The organism is Gemmatimonadota bacterium, from assembly GCA_016712265.1.
Taxonomy (GTDB): Bacteria; Gemmatimonadota; Gemmatimonadetes; order Gemmatimonadales; family Gemmatimonadaceae; genus RBC101.
Genome location: JADJRJ010000028.1, coordinates 1,527,325 through 1,542,875 on the forward strand (window position 1 = coordinate 1,527,325; position 15,551 = coordinate 1,542,875).

Annotated in this window: 9 protein-coding genes and 1 pseudogene; 6 read left to right on the top strand and 4 right to left on the bottom strand. The window is 67.0% G+C overall.

Translation table 11 applies throughout. The annotated features are described in order from the left end of the window. Positions 1 to 44: 44 nt before the first annotated feature. Genes IPK85_13370 through IPK85_13385 form a run of 4 tightly spaced genes read right to left on the bottom strand, consistent with a single transcriptional unit; the run spans position 45 to position 7,407 of the window. Entirely contained in the window at positions 45 to 3,092 is a 3,048-nt protein-coding gene (locus tag IPK85_13370; protein ID MBK8248379.1) for an efflux RND transporter permease subunit, read from the bottom strand. Beyond that, entirely contained in the window at positions 3,089 to 4,675 is a 1,587-nt protein-coding gene (locus IPK85_13375; GenBank protein MBK8248380.1) for an efflux RND transporter permease subunit, read from the bottom strand. Before IPK85_13375 ends, IPK85_13370 begins: the two co-directional genes overlap by 4 nt. Beyond that, the gene (locus tag IPK85_13380; GenBank protein ID MBK8248381.1) at positions 4,663 to 6,228 is read right to left on the bottom strand and encodes an efflux RND transporter permease subunit; all 1,566 of its coding nucleotides are present in this window, start codon (positions 6,226 to 6,228) and stop codon (positions 4,663 to 4,665) included. The genes IPK85_13375 and IPK85_13380 overlap by 13 nt, the downstream gene beginning before the upstream one ends. Positions 6,229 to 6,234: 6 nt before the next feature. Next, positions 6,235 to 7,407, bottom strand: a complete 1,173-nt coding sequence (locus IPK85_13385; GenBank protein MBK8248382.1) for an efflux RND transporter periplasmic adaptor subunit — start codon at positions 7,405 to 7,407, stop codon at positions 6,235 to 6,237. Positions 7,408 to 8,886: 1,479 nt separating this feature from the next. On the opposite strand from IPK85_13385, the gene IPK85_13390 reads away from it, so the two are divergent. From IPK85_13390 to IPK85_13415, 6 genes and pseudogenes are all read left to right on the top strand, one after another. After that, positions 8,887 to 9,591 carry a thioredoxin domain-containing protein gene (locus IPK85_13390; protein ID MBK8248383.1) on the top strand — a complete coding sequence of 235 codons (705 nt, stop codon included), beginning with the start codon at positions 8,887 to 8,889 and terminating at the stop codon, positions 9,589 to 9,591. A gap of 374 nt (positions 9,592 to 9,965) precedes the next feature. Next, complete coding sequence (locus tag IPK85_13395; GenBank protein MBK8248384.1) at positions 9,966 to 10,691, top strand: hypothetical protein; 726 nt, start codon at positions 9,966 to 9,968, stop codon at positions 10,689 to 10,691. A 290-nt stretch (positions 10,692 to 10,981) separates the two neighbouring features. Next, positions 10,982 to 11,887, top strand: a complete 906-nt coding sequence (locus IPK85_13400) for a hypothetical protein (GenBank protein MBK8248385.1) — start codon at positions 10,982 to 10,984, stop codon at positions 11,885 to 11,887. 25 nt (positions 11,888 to 11,912) lie between these two features. Further along, positions 11,913 to 12,374, top strand: a complete 462-nt coding sequence (locus tag IPK85_13405; GenBank protein MBK8248386.1) for a hypothetical protein — start codon at positions 11,913 to 11,915, stop codon at positions 12,372 to 12,374. Between the two features lie 710 nt (positions 12,375 to 13,084). Next, positions 13,085 to 14,315: pseudogene (locus IPK85_13410) on the top strand (IS256 family transposase). An 834-nt stretch (positions 14,316 to 15,149) separates the two neighbouring features. Then, positions 15,150 to 15,374, top strand: a complete 225-nt coding sequence (locus IPK85_13415) for a hypothetical protein (GenBank protein MBK8248387.1) — start codon at positions 15,150 to 15,152, stop codon at positions 15,372 to 15,374. Positions 15,375 to 15,551 lie beyond the last annotated feature (177 nt).

Here is a 15,551-nt window from a genome sequence, read left to right on the forward strand (position 1 = left end):
GCGCCCGACCCACTGCTTGCCCTCTGCCGTCTGCCCTCTGCCGCCTAGGCGCCCGCTTCCGCCGACCGCCGCGCTCCCTTGCGCCCAATCAGCATCGCCGGCAACACGAACAACGCCGCGATCGTCCCGGCGACCGTCCCACCGGCCGTGGCGAGCGCAATCGCACCGAAGAGCGACGTCGTCTTCACGCCGACCGCGAGTGGGAGGAGTGAGGCAAGCGAGGTGAGCGTGACGAGCACCACCATCCCCGAGCGATCGAGACAGGCGCGAACCACCGCACCGCGATCGAGCGGCGAGAGCCCTGCGGCGATCCGCCGGCGCCGCCGCTCCAGCGCCGCATCGACGACCAGGATCGCCTGATTGACCGCGAGGCCGATCACGAGGATCACCCCGACCGCCGCCTCGCGTGTGAACGCCGCGTCAAAGAGCCAGAACGCGGCCATGACCCCTCCCAGCGAGATGGGGAGCGACAGGAACACCATCATCGCGCCCCATACCGAGTCAAAGACCACCGCCACCGTCAGCAGCACCAGGGAGATCCCGATCGCAAAGACCAGCCAGAGCCCCTGCTCGCTCTTGTCCGGCTCGAAAAAGCCGAAGCCGGCGTCGGCCACCGTGTACCCTGGCGGCACGCTGATCGACTTCATGAACGCATCGTGCGTGCGCTGTGCGAGGCGATTGGGGCCCCGGAACTCGTAGGCAACGAAGCGCACATACTGCTGGTCCTCGCGACTGATCGCTGCGAGCCCTTCCTGCTCCCCAACGGTCGAGAGCGAACTCAGGCGCACGGGGGTGCCCGACGGCGTGGCGACCAGCGCCTCGCGCAGGTCGTCCAGCGAGCGATCGTTGGCCCCCTCGACCTGCACCACCACCGGGTATTCCTCGTCCCCGATCTCCAGGCGGATGGCACCGGCCTGTGAACGCATCTCCCGAGCGGCGGCGACGCCGAAGTCGCGCGCCGTCACCCCAAAGCGAGACAGCGCGTCCCGGTCCGGGGTGATCGTCACGCTGTTGGCCTTCTCGCGCGAGAAGAACGACGACGAGTTGATGTCCACGTCCCGGACGCGCGGGATCCCCTCCAAACGCTCCTTGAGGTCGAGGGCGAGCCGTTCAACACCGGCAAAGGAGTAGCCGAGGATGCGGATGCGGAACGAGGCAATGCTCCCGCCGCCCATCCCGGAGGAAAAGCCGGGCCCCTGGCCGCGCACCGAGACCGAGGCGCCTCCAATGAACACGGCGCGCTGCGTCATCGCCTCCTCGAGTTGGAGGGGCAGGGCCGTCAGCTCCTGGTCGCGGTGGAACAGGACGCGGACGCCGGCGCCAAAGGCCCCGTAGGACTGCGCATCGACTCGCTCCACACCGGGGGCGCCGACGGCAATGTTCTCCAACTCGCGGACCGCGTCGTCCAGCGACTGGGGGTCCGAGCCGCGCGGAAAGGTGATGAAGCCGTTGATCACGGTTCGCTCGTTCCCGCCAAACCCGCCAAAGGCGAAGCGCGGCACCTTTTTCACGAACACCCAGGTCAGGCCGCCTAACGCCGCGAGCGCCAGTACCATCGTCACCCACCGAAAGCGCACCGTGGGCCGCAGGAGCCGCACATACAGCCGTCGCGCGCGGGGCCACGCGGCCTCGTGCACCTTGTGGCCGGCGGCCAGGGCCGGGATCATCACCACCGCCGTCACGATCGACCATCCGAGGCCGAGGGTAAAGGCCGATGCGAACGGCATAAAGGCCGCGCGGGCGTCTCCCTGCAGGTAGAGGAACGGAAAGAGGACCACCGCCGTGGTGAGCGTGGCACCCACCATGGCCGGCATGATCCGTCGCGCCGCGCCGGCGCGTCCGTCCGGAGTGTCCGGCGCCGAACCCAAACGTTCGGCGACTACCAGCCCGTTCTGCACCAGGATCCCGATCCCCATCGCCAGGCCGGCGAGGGTCAGCAGGTTGGCCGGGATCTTGAAGAGGAACAATCCCAGTGCCGTCCCCGCCACCGCAAGCGCGGCGCTCAGCATCACCAGCGAGGTCGCACGCAGGTCGCGCAGGAAGAACAGCAGCACCAGGAGGACGGCGGCGAACGCGACGGCCCCACGCACCAGCAGGTCGCGCAGCTGCTTCTGCAGCTCCTCGGAGTCATCGGCCATCACGCTCAGCGTCACCCCGGTGGGCAACGTGCGGCCGATCTCGTCCAGCGCCACGCGCACCCGCGCAGCCGTCTTGATGGCGTCGGCGTCCGGGAGGCGCGTGACGCTCAGTGCGATCGCCGGCTGCCCGTTGATCCGGAAGAACCGGCCGCGCCGATCCTCCTGCGGCCGCACCGTGGCCAGGTCACCCACTCTGAAGATCCGGTTCCCCGGCCCGCGAATGGGGAGGTCGGAAAGCTGCTCGATCACTCCGGGTTGGTCGCGAACGGTCACCGGGCGTTCACTGGAGCCGCGCTCCTCACGCCCGACCGCAGTCACGATCCGCGCCTGGCTGATCGCCTGGCCGATCAGCACCGCATCAATCCCCAGCTGCCGAAGGAGGGCCGGGTTGTAGGCGATCGAGACGCCGAAGTCGGCGCCCCCGCTGACGTTCAGCCCTGCGACACCGGGAACGGCCGAGAGGCGTGGTTCCAGGACCTCGTTGGCGATGCGCTGCAGCGCACCCTGTGTGTAGGGGCCACCCATCGTGACCAGGAGCAACGCCTCCTCCTGCAACTCGTCCGGCACGTAGTTGGATACCCGCGGGGAGGTTACCCCCGGGGGAAAGTCGCGTCGCAGCAGCTCCAACCGCTCGAGGATCGACAGGCGCGCCAGCTGAACGTCCGCGTCGCCTTGCAGCTCCACGGTGAGTGAGACGCCATCGTCGTTGGATTCCGACCGCGTCTTCTTGATCCCGCGCACTCCCTGAATGGCCGCCTCGATGGGCGACGCCACGTACATCTCATTCAGCTCGGCAGACGCCCCCGGCCAGCTGACCGACACGTTCAGGCGTGGCAACTCCACCGTGGTGCGTGTCGCGAGCGCCAGGCGGCTGAACGACATCACGCCCCCCAGCAACAACGCTGCGCTTGTCGCCCAAATGACTGCGGGTCGGTGGACGGCCCAGCGAATCAACGTCCGCTCCGGCGTTCGAGCACGGCGTACGCGGTCGGCAACAGGAAGAACGTCACGAGCAGCGCCGAGATCGAGCCGCCGATCACCCCAGCTGCGAGCGGCTGATATAGCTCCCCGCCACTTCCCCAGCCAAACACCAGGGGCAACACGCCGGTGATCGTCGTGAGGTTCGTCATCGCGATCGCCCGGAGCCGCTGGTGCCCACCGAGCACAATGGCGTCATCCACGGAATGCCCCGCCTCCCGAAAGCGGCGAATGGCATCGAGCTTCACCACGGCTTCGTTGTCCGCCATCCCGATCATCACGACAATGCCGATCATCGAGACGGCGTTGATGCTCTGTCCCGCAAGCCAGAGGAAGATGATCCCACCGGCGGCGGCCAACGGGACGGTCAACATCACCACCATCGGGATGGTGAACGAGCCGAACTCGCCGGCGAGCACGAGGAAGACGAGCGCGACCGACATCAGGGCCACCATCGTCAATTCACCCGTCGTGCGCCGCTGCTCGGCGTCGGCCCCTGTGACGACCCAGCTCACTCCCCCGGGAAGCGTCAGGGCCTGCATCACCCCGGTCACGTCCTCGGTGGCTCCGCTCGTGCCGCCCGTGGCGACCAAACCTTCCACAGCAACTACCGGGCGCTGGCCTACGCGCACCACCTCGACGGGCGCACTCGTTTCCTTCGGCGAGACAAACTCCTGGACGGGTGTCCCGCGGACGACCGTGTTGAGCGCCGTGGCAAGGTCCTCGTTCGACTCACCCTGGTAGCGTACACGGATTTGCGTGCGGCGGTCGGTCTCTCGCAACTCACTGGACTCGACGCCGCCCAGCCCGCCGGCGAGCGCATTGGAGACCTCTTCCACCGAAACGCCGCGCTCCGCCATGCGTGCGCGTTCCAAGGCGACTTCCACCACTGGTGCTGATCCCTGCTGCGACGACCGCACGTCGGTGAGCGAGGCGACGCGGGCCAATCGCGTGCGCACGGTGTCGGCCCACCGGGAGGCCTCGTCGAGGGTCCGCGCGGAAACCTCCACTCGCACTGTGCGACCCTCGCGCCCAATGAGTGAGCCAAACTCGCTCTGGCCGGCGAGGTCGATTGCGAGCGCCCCCTTGGACAGATCAGGCACTCCTGCACGCAACCGGTCGGCAAATACGGTGGCTTCTGTGCCATCGGGCACGGGAATCAACAGTTGTGCCGTGGCCGAGGAACCGGGATCTGCCCCGGCGAGCACCTCTTCATCGGTCGCCGTACCAACTCGGCTGTAGATCCCGCGACTGCCGGCCCCGCGCGCGGCCTCCTCCAGTCGTCCCACCTGGCGCGCCGTCTCCTCGATGGACGTCCCCTCAGCCAGGTGCAGCTGTGCTACGGCGACCTGCTCGTTGACTGCCGGCAGGATCTCGCGCGGCAGCTGCATCGCCACCCACACCGTGAACGCGGTCGCAAGTATCGTGATCCCGAAGACCAGCGGAGGATGCGCGAGCGACCATCGCATCCCGCGCTCGTACCAGTGGGTGAACGTATCTCCCCATTTGGTGAGCAACCCGCCATTCCGCGACACTGGACCCCGGATCAGCGCTCGCATACGCTCGCTCGTCTGGGGCCTTCTGTCCGGGCGCGGCTCGGCGGCGCTATCTGCCGTTGCGCCGGCCTGCCCGGCGGTTGAGAGGCCGGGCGGCGCCTCCTCCCCGCAATCAGCACCGGCATCAACGTGAGCGCGAGAATGAGCGACGCCGCGACCGTGGTGACCACCGAGAGTGACAGGTCCCTGAACAACGCCGCCGCCAACCCGCGCACGAATATGATCGGCCCAAAGACCAGGAGCGTCGTCAACGTGCCCGCGACGAGGGGTCCCGTGACTTCCTCCGTCGCCTCGATCGTCGCCCGTACGAGCGGCACCCCCTCTTCGTGTTTCCTCGCCGACGCCTCGGCCACGACGATCGCATTGTCGACCAGGAGCCCCACGCCTAACGCGAGCCCGCCCAGCGAGAGCACGTTCACCGTCACGTCCATCTGCTGCAGCAGCACCAGCGCCACGAGGATCGACAACGGCAGCATGATCCCGATCGCCAGGCTCATCCGCCAGTTGCGCAGGAAGACCAGGATGAGCAGGAGCGACATCAATCCGCCGACCAGGATTTCCTGTCCAAGGTTCGACAGGGCGTCCACCACGAAGTCCGCCTGGGCGGCGACCATCGTGAGCGTGACCGCAGGGAACTCCTTCGCCAGGGCGTCGATCGTCCCGCGCAGGTCGCGCGTCACCGCGACCGTGTTGGCGCCGGCATCCTTGTACACCACCAGGCCGACCGCCCGCTTGCCGTCGAGCCGGGTGAGGGTCTTGGGGTCGGCGGTGGTGACCGAGATCGTCGCCACGTCCTTGACCCGGATCCCGCCGCCCACGGGCCCGATCGGGACCTCAAGGATTTCCTCTGGAGTCCGGAATTCGGTGAGCGTGCGAACGGCAAACCTGAACTGCCCGCGCCTGATCGTCCCGCTGGCTCCCGTCGGGTTGGCGCTGCGGATCGCGATGGAGAGGTCGTTTGGGGTAAGGCCGAGCGCCCGGAGGCGTGCAGGATCGGCCTCGACGCGAATCTCGTCCTCCGGTGCCCCCACCACGGCGACACTCGCCACCCCCCCGATCTGTTCCAACCGCCTCGCGAACACCTCCTCGGCCGTGCGCGAGAGCGATTGTAGGTCGCCGGTCGTGCCTAACGCCAGTACGGCAATCGGTCGTTCCCCCGGGTCGCTCGTGAGCAGGGTGGGGCGCTCGGCCCGCTCGGGGAGGCGCCCACGGGCGTTGTCCAACCGTTCGCGTACGTTGAGCACCGTGGACTGCATGTCGGTGCCCCAGGCGAACCGCACGATCGTGGTGGCTTCGCCGGTGCGGCTGATCGAACGCAGCTCCACCAGCCCCGGGGTCGCAGCAATCGCTTCCTCGATAGGCTCGGCGATGAAGCGGGAGACCTCGGTCGCGGCCGCCCCCTCGTACACCGTGCGGATGGTAAGCACGGGGAGGGTGACGTCTGGCAGGAGCGAGACCGGGAGGCGCGAGAGCGAGACCGAACCCAGCAGGACGATCGCCATGACCGACGCGAGCGTCGAGACCGGGCGCTTGACCGCCGCCGAAACGAGGGACACGGGCGCCTAACGCTCAGGGGTGCGTGCGCCGCGAGCCGTGTCGGCGACGACCTCGCGCACCATGGCGTCGTGCGTGAGAGTGAGGTGCCCGGCGATGATCACCTTGTCGCCCACCTCCACCGGGATCAGCCCCGTGCCGGAGTCGGGGAGCACCTCGGTAAAGGCGCTGTTCGACCGGCCCGGGTTGATGTAGACCCACTGTGCGCGTCCGTCCTTGACCACGAAGACCAGCGGGCGCCCGTCACGTTCAATGACTGCCTGTCGTGGAACCAGCCGCCGTTTCGCCAGGCGACCTGACTCGAGTCGGACATCGGCATACATCCCGGGGCGGAGCGGGCCGGGGCTGGTGATTCTTACGAAGACCCGTCCGGCTCGCGTGGTGGTGTCGATCAGCGGCAGGACCGCGCTCACGCGTCCCGCGACGATGCGGCCCGGCGCCGACGCACTGGTGATGGAAGCGACCCCGCCCTCGCGGATGAGGGGAAGGTCATGCTCCAGCACAGAAGCCTCGATGCGCAGGGCATTGAGGTTGACGACGCGGGTCATCGCTTCACCGGCCTGGACGCGCTCGCCGGTCGTGCGGTCCACGCGGTCGACCATCCCGTCAAACGGGGCGACGATCGTCGCACGTTCCCGTTCGAGCTTGGCGCGGTCGAGCCGCACACGTGCCGCCTGGAGCCCGGATCGGGTGAGGGCGATGCGACGCTGTTCCGGTGTAGGTGGCCGTCCCAGCACGATCGAGTCCGGTGCGACGGCGTCCTGGTAGCGCACCTCGGCCTCAGCGACTGCGGCTTCCGCCTCGAGCACGCCCAGGTCGAAGGGGCGAGGGTCGAGGCTGACGAGTGTTTGTCCCCGCTTCACCCGGTCGCCAGGGCGCACGAGGACCTGTTGGATGGTTCCAGCGACTTCGGCGCGCAGCGTGGCCTCGCCGTCGGCCCGTACCTGCCCGGTGGTCGTAACCGAGAGGACCAGGTCGCCGTCGCTGACCTGGGTGACCGAGACCGGAAGGGCAACCGCGCGAGCGGAGGCTGGCGCATCGCTCCCGGCGGTTGCGGCCGCGGCGGAGTCCCCAGCCGGGGCGGTGCCGGAGTCCGCGTTTCCCGCGCCCTCGCCCTTCTTGCAGGCATTGGCCAGGGTGGCGACGGCGAGGAGGAGGAGAGGGGCTTTGAGCAGGGTCACGTTGGTGGGCGCAGTGGACCTTACGGGCCCGCTGTGAAGGGGGCGTGAAGGTAAGCTGGCGTTGCCGTGGTGGGGTGGTAAGGGGGCTGAGGATTAGTGATTGGTGAAGCCGGCTCAGCCGCGTGGTCTGTCACGGGGCGAGGACACTGGGGTTTCCCCGAGTGTCCAGAAACGCCCGGCGGGTGTATGACTGCCGTCGTGCCCTCGATCAACGTTTCCCGGACAGGCGAGCACAGCGAGCGCGATCCGGGGTTCGGAGTCGTACTGGGTAAACTGCGGCGAGCCAGGAGCACTGGACGATGATTCCTCCACGGTTGCGGAAATTGCCGAGGTTGGTCGCGGTCGATCCGCGGCTGGAGGAGGTCATGCCGGCGGTGTACCGAGAGCTGATGCGTCCGCCCTGGGAGGTCGTGCCATTCGGACCCGGGGGGGGGGGGGTACGGACCAGCCGATGATCGACCGCGGGTGCTGGTGGATGCGGGCGACATTGCGACCACGGTGTTCGTCCGCGAGTTTCGCGAAGCATGCCAGATGGCATCGCTGTATCTCGTGGCTCGCCCAGGCGCGAATGCCCATCGCCGGCTGCCACTTCTGGCGCGACTGGGTGCTGATGACGTGTTCTTTGCCACGAGCATTGAGGCAGACCGGCTGTTCGAGACCCTCGCCCGGAACGCGGCCGCCAGGGGTCTCGGCGTTTCCACAGGAAGCCCACGGCACGCTGGGGTTGGGGTAATGCCCTCGGGGCCAGCCGGAGAGCTGATGCTGTCGATGCTTGAGAGGGACCCCTGTCCGCCGTGGCATGTGCGCGAGCTGTACAGGCGCTGTGGATTGTCGGAGCGCGCGGCCGAGCGTGGGATCGGCAACGCGCGTCTTGTGCATTTGCGTCGCATTCTGCGCGAGGTCCTGGTTCAGCGGGCTCGGCAGCTGCGCGCGGCGGCACTACCCTGGCGTGACGTAGCGGACATCCTCCAGGCGCCCTCTGTCGGCGCGTTGCACATGCGGATTGCTCGTGTAGCCGGCGAGCCCCCAGACTTGAGCAGTGACTCGCGTCGGCAAACGTGACTTCGACCAGAGAAGAACTCGCTAACATCTTACCGTCCTCAACACGCGAGTCGAGCCATGCTGACAACGAAGCGGAAGTCACGCCGTACACTGCTCTTTGCCGGAGCCACCCTGACCATGAGTCTTGCGGCTCTGGTGGTTGCGCCGTCACCCGCGGAGGCCTCGGAGTCTGCCGGGGGCGGGGCATGGTGTGCGAACTCCTGCGGTCCGATGGAGTCTCTGTGTTTCCCCTTGGAAGGGTCGGTCTGTGCCGTTCAGAGTTGCACCGACATTCACGGACGGTACAACTGGACTCACCGCATCACCTGTGGGCCTGCCGAGTAGGCCGCTCGCAATCAGCTACAGGCGGCGCGGTCGTCACGACGAAGCGCAGGTTCCTGGTCAACCGCATGACGCAGGCCGACACCGAGGGATGTGATGCCCACCGAACGGTTCGAAACGGTGATGTCAGTGGCGATGGTCGTGGCAGCCCTGTCGGTTGCTGCGACCGTTGTCGCGCGCTATTCAGCTGCCGGTAATCGGGGCTCGACGCGACCGTCTGTGCCTGCGGTGGAGGCGGCCCGCGAGATTCCTGGGTGGCAGGAGATCGTACCATACACCCTCCCTCTAGGAGGGACGCCAGGCGCTCCTGTAGTCATAGTAGAGTTCACTGACCTGGAGTGTCCGGCATGTCGTGGCTATCACGAGGTCCTCGATGAAGTACTCGCGCGCAGAGGTGCTGACATGGTACTCCGATACGCCGCCTTTCCGCTCAAGATGCATCGATTCGGCCTGTCGGCAGCGCGCGCAATGGAATGCGCCGATTCAGTGAGCAGGGCCAGAGAGTGGCTGACGGCGGTCTATCGTCATCAGGATTCATTAGGGCTCTTGGGGTGGGGAGACCTCGCGCGGCGTGCGGGAATCTCAGACACAAGCCTGATTGTGTCCTGCGCGACGAGGCCCCGCACGCATCCGCGAATCGATGCCGCGATGCGAATTGGGACCCGCCACGGGGTCGAAGCCACACCCACTCTTTGGGTTAATGGGTTGGAGTTTCGCGGCGGCCTCTCCGCGGAGCGACTCGACTCACTGGTGGTCCGCATGGCGGACGACGTTAGGCGCCGGGAGGGGCCGCGCGAATGACCTGGCTGCGTCGCATTATCGCGGTCGAGACGCTAGCAAGCGTCGCGTGCGCGCAACTCGGCGACACCGCCTCTGCACGCGATACTTCAACAAGTGTGGTGGTGGCGCCGCGAGCCTCGGCGCCTGCGGTCACTCTTGGAGCGCCAACAGTTACGATCGGCGGGACGCCACCTCGTCAGGACGATGAGCTCAATCACAAGAACGGCTTCCTTTCCGGCGTCGAGCTCGACTCTTTGAGCTTCGTGATTCTGGACGAATCCAAGCTCAGGTACTTTCACTCGTCGAGGCAAACGACCGTTTTGGGCCGGGCGGGTAGTGGGCCTGGGGAGTTTCGCGCCCTGGCGACTCTGTGTCGCGTTCATGCGGACACGCTCGTGGCCTACGATGCCGTGCTGCAGCGCGTCACGGTGGTGACAAGTGAAGGTGAGCTAGTCAGGCAATTCGCAGTCGGAACGGTCGGTGGCATGCCCAGAGATGGCTGCGTGGGCGACGGTACCTTCCTCCTGTATCCGATACGTCGGGAGACGGGAGGGTTGGTGCGCATGAATACTGCGGGTGCGGTGGTGGACACACTCGTTCATGTGGAGCTGCCGACCCTTGGCAGGAGGGTTTCCTTTGTGGCGGACGCCGGAACGGTGATGATTGCGAACTCAAACGATGGGCGAATGCGCCGGATCTCTGTGTCGCATGGGGAACTGCCCGCGCTCCGACTCTCAGAGACGAGGAGGAAGCTGAGCGTGGAGGACGCGCGGGCGCTCTTTCCGTATCAGGCAGCGGCCGGCTCCAAAGTGAGAGCGAGGGGGGAGCGCGCTCCAGAGCGCCTTTGGCCGCTCTTCGAGAAGGCACTTGGCGACGGGGCCGGCGGTATCTGGCTTCAGGATGTGACGACCGATGGCTTCGCGGCGGAGCAGTGGGCTTGGATCGACTCTCACGGGACCCTGAAGGGTCGCCTCGCGATCGAGGCCGAGGGGAACACGCTGCTTTCTCAAGCCGTGCAGTTCGTCCCCGGTGCCGTCTGGATTCTCCGGCGCGACCGCGATGGCGCCGCGTACTTCGAACGCCGACCGATTATTGGGAGATCGACGGGAAAGTCAAGCTGACAATGATTGTGATGAGAACAGACACCTTGCGGTTCAGGACGGCAGGGGGCGCCGTGGAGCGCTGCGTGGCCGACCAAAGAGGCAGGTCTCGGCGTCGGGATGGCAACACCCTGCTGTGCGTCGCGCTGCTTTGCCTGTTAATCACCACCGCGCCCGCGAGCGGGCAGGATGTTCGACTGACAGGTCGAAACCCGTGTCGCAATTGCTCGCTTACGATCGAGAAGTGGCTCGTCATTGGGGATACGGGGGGCCCCGGCGAGTTGTCCCACCCCGAGCCCCGGGTTGAGCGCATGCGCGATGGAGCCTTCCTCGTGACCAGCCCGTATCGCCCGACTCTACAGGTGTTCACCGCTGGGGCGCGCTTTGGACGGGTTGTTGGCAAGGAGGGGAGCGGCCCCGATGAGTCGCGTCAGGTAGCAATCGCCCTCGTCGGTCCAGGGGACACAGTGCACACCTTTGATGATGCACTGAGGCGCTACCGCGTGGTTGACCCGAGCGGGAAGACCGTGCGCTCCCACCCAATCCAGTTCGGCCCCCGGTTTGAGGGCGTCATGACGCAGAACTTCTTCGTGCTCAACGCACCGGTCTACACAGCCGACCTGATCGGGCTTCCGCTTCAGGTACTTGATCGACGTGGCCGGCTGGTGCGATCCACAGGATCAAGCACCGGACTCTTCCGCCCCGACGTCCGAAACATCGATCAACGCGCCTTGGCGCGCGCGCGAGGGGACACTATCTGGTCGGCGCATCGCGGAGAATATCGCGTGGACTTGATCGATGCGGCGTCCGGCAAGAGCGTTCGGAGTTACGTGCGCGACGTGGAGTGGTTTCGCCCGTCCCAAACTGGCCAGCGTTCGGCGGGTGCCGCCCCTGAACCGTATGCGATCCTCACGGATGTCCGTGAGGATGCGAATGGATACCTCTGGGTGATGGTTGGTGTGCCGGACCCCGCGTGGCGCGCGGTATCCCAGGAGCGGTCGCCGGGTGACACACACGGCTCAGTGGGCGACGACAACGCCTTCCGCGATACGGTGATCGAGGTGTTCGATCTCAGGTCTGCGCGTCTGATCGCGATGGCACGCTCCCCTCGATTCCTCTATCAGTTCGTGGAGCCCGATCTGGCAGTGTCGATTGTGCCAGATGCGGAGGGATTTCGGCGAATGGAGTTGGTGCGCTTGCAGTTGAAACAACCCTAACTTGGAGGACCACGTCATGTTGAGAGTGAGCGGTATCACGCTCGGGCTCGTTGCGGCGATCACCGGGACGATTCTGGCGGGAGCCACGTCGACGGCCGACGCGTCTGATCTCCGGACGCTACCGTGGGTCGGCCTTCAGGAACCCTGCGAGTTCTTGTGTCGCTCCTGCGGCACGGACAAGCACGACATCGTCCAAGCCACCGAGAACAAGCACAAGTCCTCGCACCTGGAGAACTGCAACACAGGGGAGTGCACCTCGCACGAGACCTGTGACCTGGTCTCCAAGCGCCTGGAGGAGCTCTGGCCACTGCTTAATAACCAGAAGGGAGACCGCCTCCGCCAGCTCGTCAGTAGGCACGCTGACGTCCTCGCGTTCAACGCAGCCCGCGGATCCATCCAGGTGCGATGCACCAAGGGGGAGTTGATCGCGAACCTGCCGTTGACTGATGACCAGCGCGCGTCGCTCGAGGCGATCGGCGTGGAGTGACCGTTGGGGTGACGCTGCGCGGACGCCCGAATGAAGCGGGTGCGCCGCGCAGCGCAACGGGTGGCTCCTGCTCGTCTTACCTGGTCTCCCGCTGCGCGAGTACAAGGCCAACGCCAAACTCCTCGCATCTGTCCTGATCCGCCGATCCCGCGCGAGGAGCCGCAGTGTCGGCCACGCGTCGCGCGCGATGAGTACGCTGGCCAGGTCAATCGCGTCGAGCGCACCCTCGGGCTCCAATGGCCACGGCGCAGACGCGACATGCACCGCGCGGTCGGTCCATTGGCAAGAGCTCCCCACTGACGCACGGCCGCGTCGTAGTCAGCGTGCAACCTCGGGCCTGCGCGTCGCTCACCAGACCACCCTCCCGGGCACGATGGATCGCCCGAGCGCTCTCGATGGTCGTCAGCTCCGACGTCACGACCAACGAGGCACCCTCGAGCGCGGCGACGACCTCGCCTGACTCAACCTCGCCGAAGAGCTAGGAGAGTACCGCGCTGGACTCCACGTACAGGACCATCGCTATCGGGTGGCCCGAACCAAGTCGAGCAACTCCTGAGAAGCACATTCAGGCAACCCAACTGCGGTTCGACGATACGGGGTGCGAGGCTTTCAGCGACACGAAGTTCACCCTTCGCCAGCAACTGGCGGCGTCCGGCCGGGCCGGTACGGGATTCTGTGTGTGAGGCCATACTCACCCCCAAGGAGGGGTTATGGCTCAAGCCACGCAGTTCCCGGAGTTTGACCCGGTCGCCCTGGATGCGCTGATCGGGGACACGAAGACGCCGGAGGACCTGTCGGCCCTGTTTCGGTTCATGCAGAAACGGTTGGCGGAACGGATTCTCGGCGCCGAGTTGACCGCGCACCTCGGCTATGCCCCGGGGGACGAGAAGCCGGCGGGGCAGACGAATCACCGGAACGGGGCGACGCCGAAGACGGTGCTGACCGAGACGGGGGCCCTGCCGCCGGCGATCCCGCGCGATCGGGAGGGGACGTTCCGCCCCCAGCTGGTCCCGACCGGCGTGCGGCGCTTGCCGCAGTTCGACGCGAATGTGCTGTCGCTCTACGCCCGCGGGATCTCGGTCCGGGATATCCAGGCGCATCTCGAAGGGCTCTACCAGATCGAGATCTCGCCCAGCTTAATCAGCGCGGTCACCGACGAGGTGCTCGGCGAGGTGCGCGCGTGGAAGGACCGGCCGTTAGACCGGATGTATCCGGTGGTGATCTTCGACGCCCTCCGCCTGAAGATCCGGGACGAGGGGGTGGTGAAGAACAAGGCGGTGTACCTGGCGCTGGGCGTCGATCGCGACGGGCGGAAGGACGTGCTGGGGCTCTGGATCGAGCAGACGGAGGGGGCCAGCTTCTGGCTGCGCGTGATGACCGAGCTCCGCAGTCGCGGCATCGAGGATATCCTGATCGCGCTCGTCGATGGCCTGGTGGGCTTTCCCGACGCGATTACTCGCGTCTTTCCGCAGACGCAGGTGCATCACTGCGTGGTGCATCTGGTGCGCCAAAGCCTCGCCAACGCCCCGTGGCGGGACCGCCGGGCGCTGGGGGCCGCGTTGCAGGCGATCTATCGGGCGCCCACCGAGGGCGCGGCCACGCGCGCGCTGGAGGCCTTTGCGGCCGGCCCGTGGGGCACGCGCTACCCGGCGATCCCGGCCCTGTGGCGGCGGCACTGGCCGCACGTCGTGCCGGTCTTCGGCTTCCCCCCGCCGCTGCGCACTGCTCTACACCACGAATGCGATCGAGAGCCTGCACATGCAATTGCGGAAGATCGTGAAGACCCGCGGCCATTTCCCGAACGATGAGGCGGCGACCAAGTTGCTCTACTTGGCGCTCCGTGACATCCTCAAGAAATGGCAGAAGGGGAACCACGCCTCGCACGCCGCCCTGCCGTTTCTCGCGTTGTTCTTTGGAGCCCGTTTCACCGATCACGGCTAACCACTCACGGGCCTCACACACAGACTACGGTACACGCCCTGTGAGGCCCACAAACACGGCGTCCACGGATTCAGCCGCACGCAATGTTGCACGCGCGCCTCAGCGCACGACCAACGCGCGGGTCAACGTTCGTCACTCCTGGGAGCATACGAGCGCTGCAGCGCGAATCATCGGCCACGCGCGGGTGCACAGCGCCGCCGCCACGGTCGCAGCGCACCGCGCGCGCCGCACACCTGGTGACTCCGCCCGCACCACGACCAAGTCCTGGCTGACGGTCACCGCCGCCGACGTGCGCACGAGCAACTCCTGGGTCAAACGGCGCAATCCCGGGCAACAGATCGGCAGGGCGCCCCGGCACACGCGTCGCGCGCCGGGTGATCTCGGCGATTCGTCCCGACGCCACGGCAATTCCGGCCGACACAGCTGCGGCCCCTGCCGACACATGCGTCGCGTAGGCCACATCAAGACCGACTCCGCTGTCATCGGCAGCCGATCAGGAGGACGAAGCGCCGCCGCGCGTGTGCACGCTCGCGGCGCACCTGTTCACGTGAGCGATCTCTCCCGACACAGCGCCAAGTCGGCCGCACATCTCCCCGCGCAGCAGACCTCATGTGGCGGCGTCGCTACATCGAGCGCCAGCGCATGCGTTCACGGCTACGAATCACCACGACCTCCGGCGCGCGCAGGCGGACACAATCCTCTCGCCGGCGGCACCCTCGGCGCCGCAAACCTCACCGGTGAGTGACCAACTGTCGGGATGGGTCACGCGCCCCGGCCCACCGTTCGCCCACCCTGCGCGCCGGCCGGAAGGGTCGTCGCGAGCCTTCATTCACCATGACCACCTGCCCCGCAGTCGAAGTCGCGCCCCCGCCCCGCTGCCACCTGAAGACTTTCCATGTCGACGGGGCCCACGCACCGATCGACGCGATCGAGATCGTCCACACCGCCCGCAACTCCCCGCCCTACTTCTTCGCCACACGCACCATCAGCGTCGTGGAATACGCACGTCGCGCGCGAACACGCGACACGGGAGCTGGCTCGACACTCCCGGCAGCGTGATCGTGCTCGCTCCGGGCGAGCGGCATACGGCCGAGGTGATCTCGACGGAACCGTCTGAGTATCGGAGTGCGTACCTGCGCGCCGAGGTGGCACAGTGTGTCCTGGGACGCGCCGCGAATGCCGGATGGCCGACACCTCGCGTACATCGCGCGGTCCAGTCGGCGTCGCCCGCAGGCG

Excerpts from the sequence above, each read along its gene's own strand:
- IPK85_13375 (MBK8248380.1), bottom strand. The coding sequence starts at position 4,675 with ATGCGAGCGCTGATCCGGGGTCCAGTGTCGCGGAATGGCGGGTTGCTC.
- IPK85_13390 (MBK8248383.1), top strand. The coding sequence starts at position 8,887 with ATGCCCACCGAACGGTTCGAAACGGTGATGTCAGTGGCGATGGTCGTG.
- IPK85_13400 (MBK8248385.1), top strand. The coding sequence starts at position 10,982 with ATGCGCGATGGAGCCTTCCTCGTGACCAGCCCGTATCGCCCGACTCTA.
- IPK85_13415 (MBK8248387.1), top strand. The coding sequence starts at position 15,150 with ATGACCACCTGCCCCGCAGTCGAAGTCGCGCCCCCGCCCCGCTGCCAC.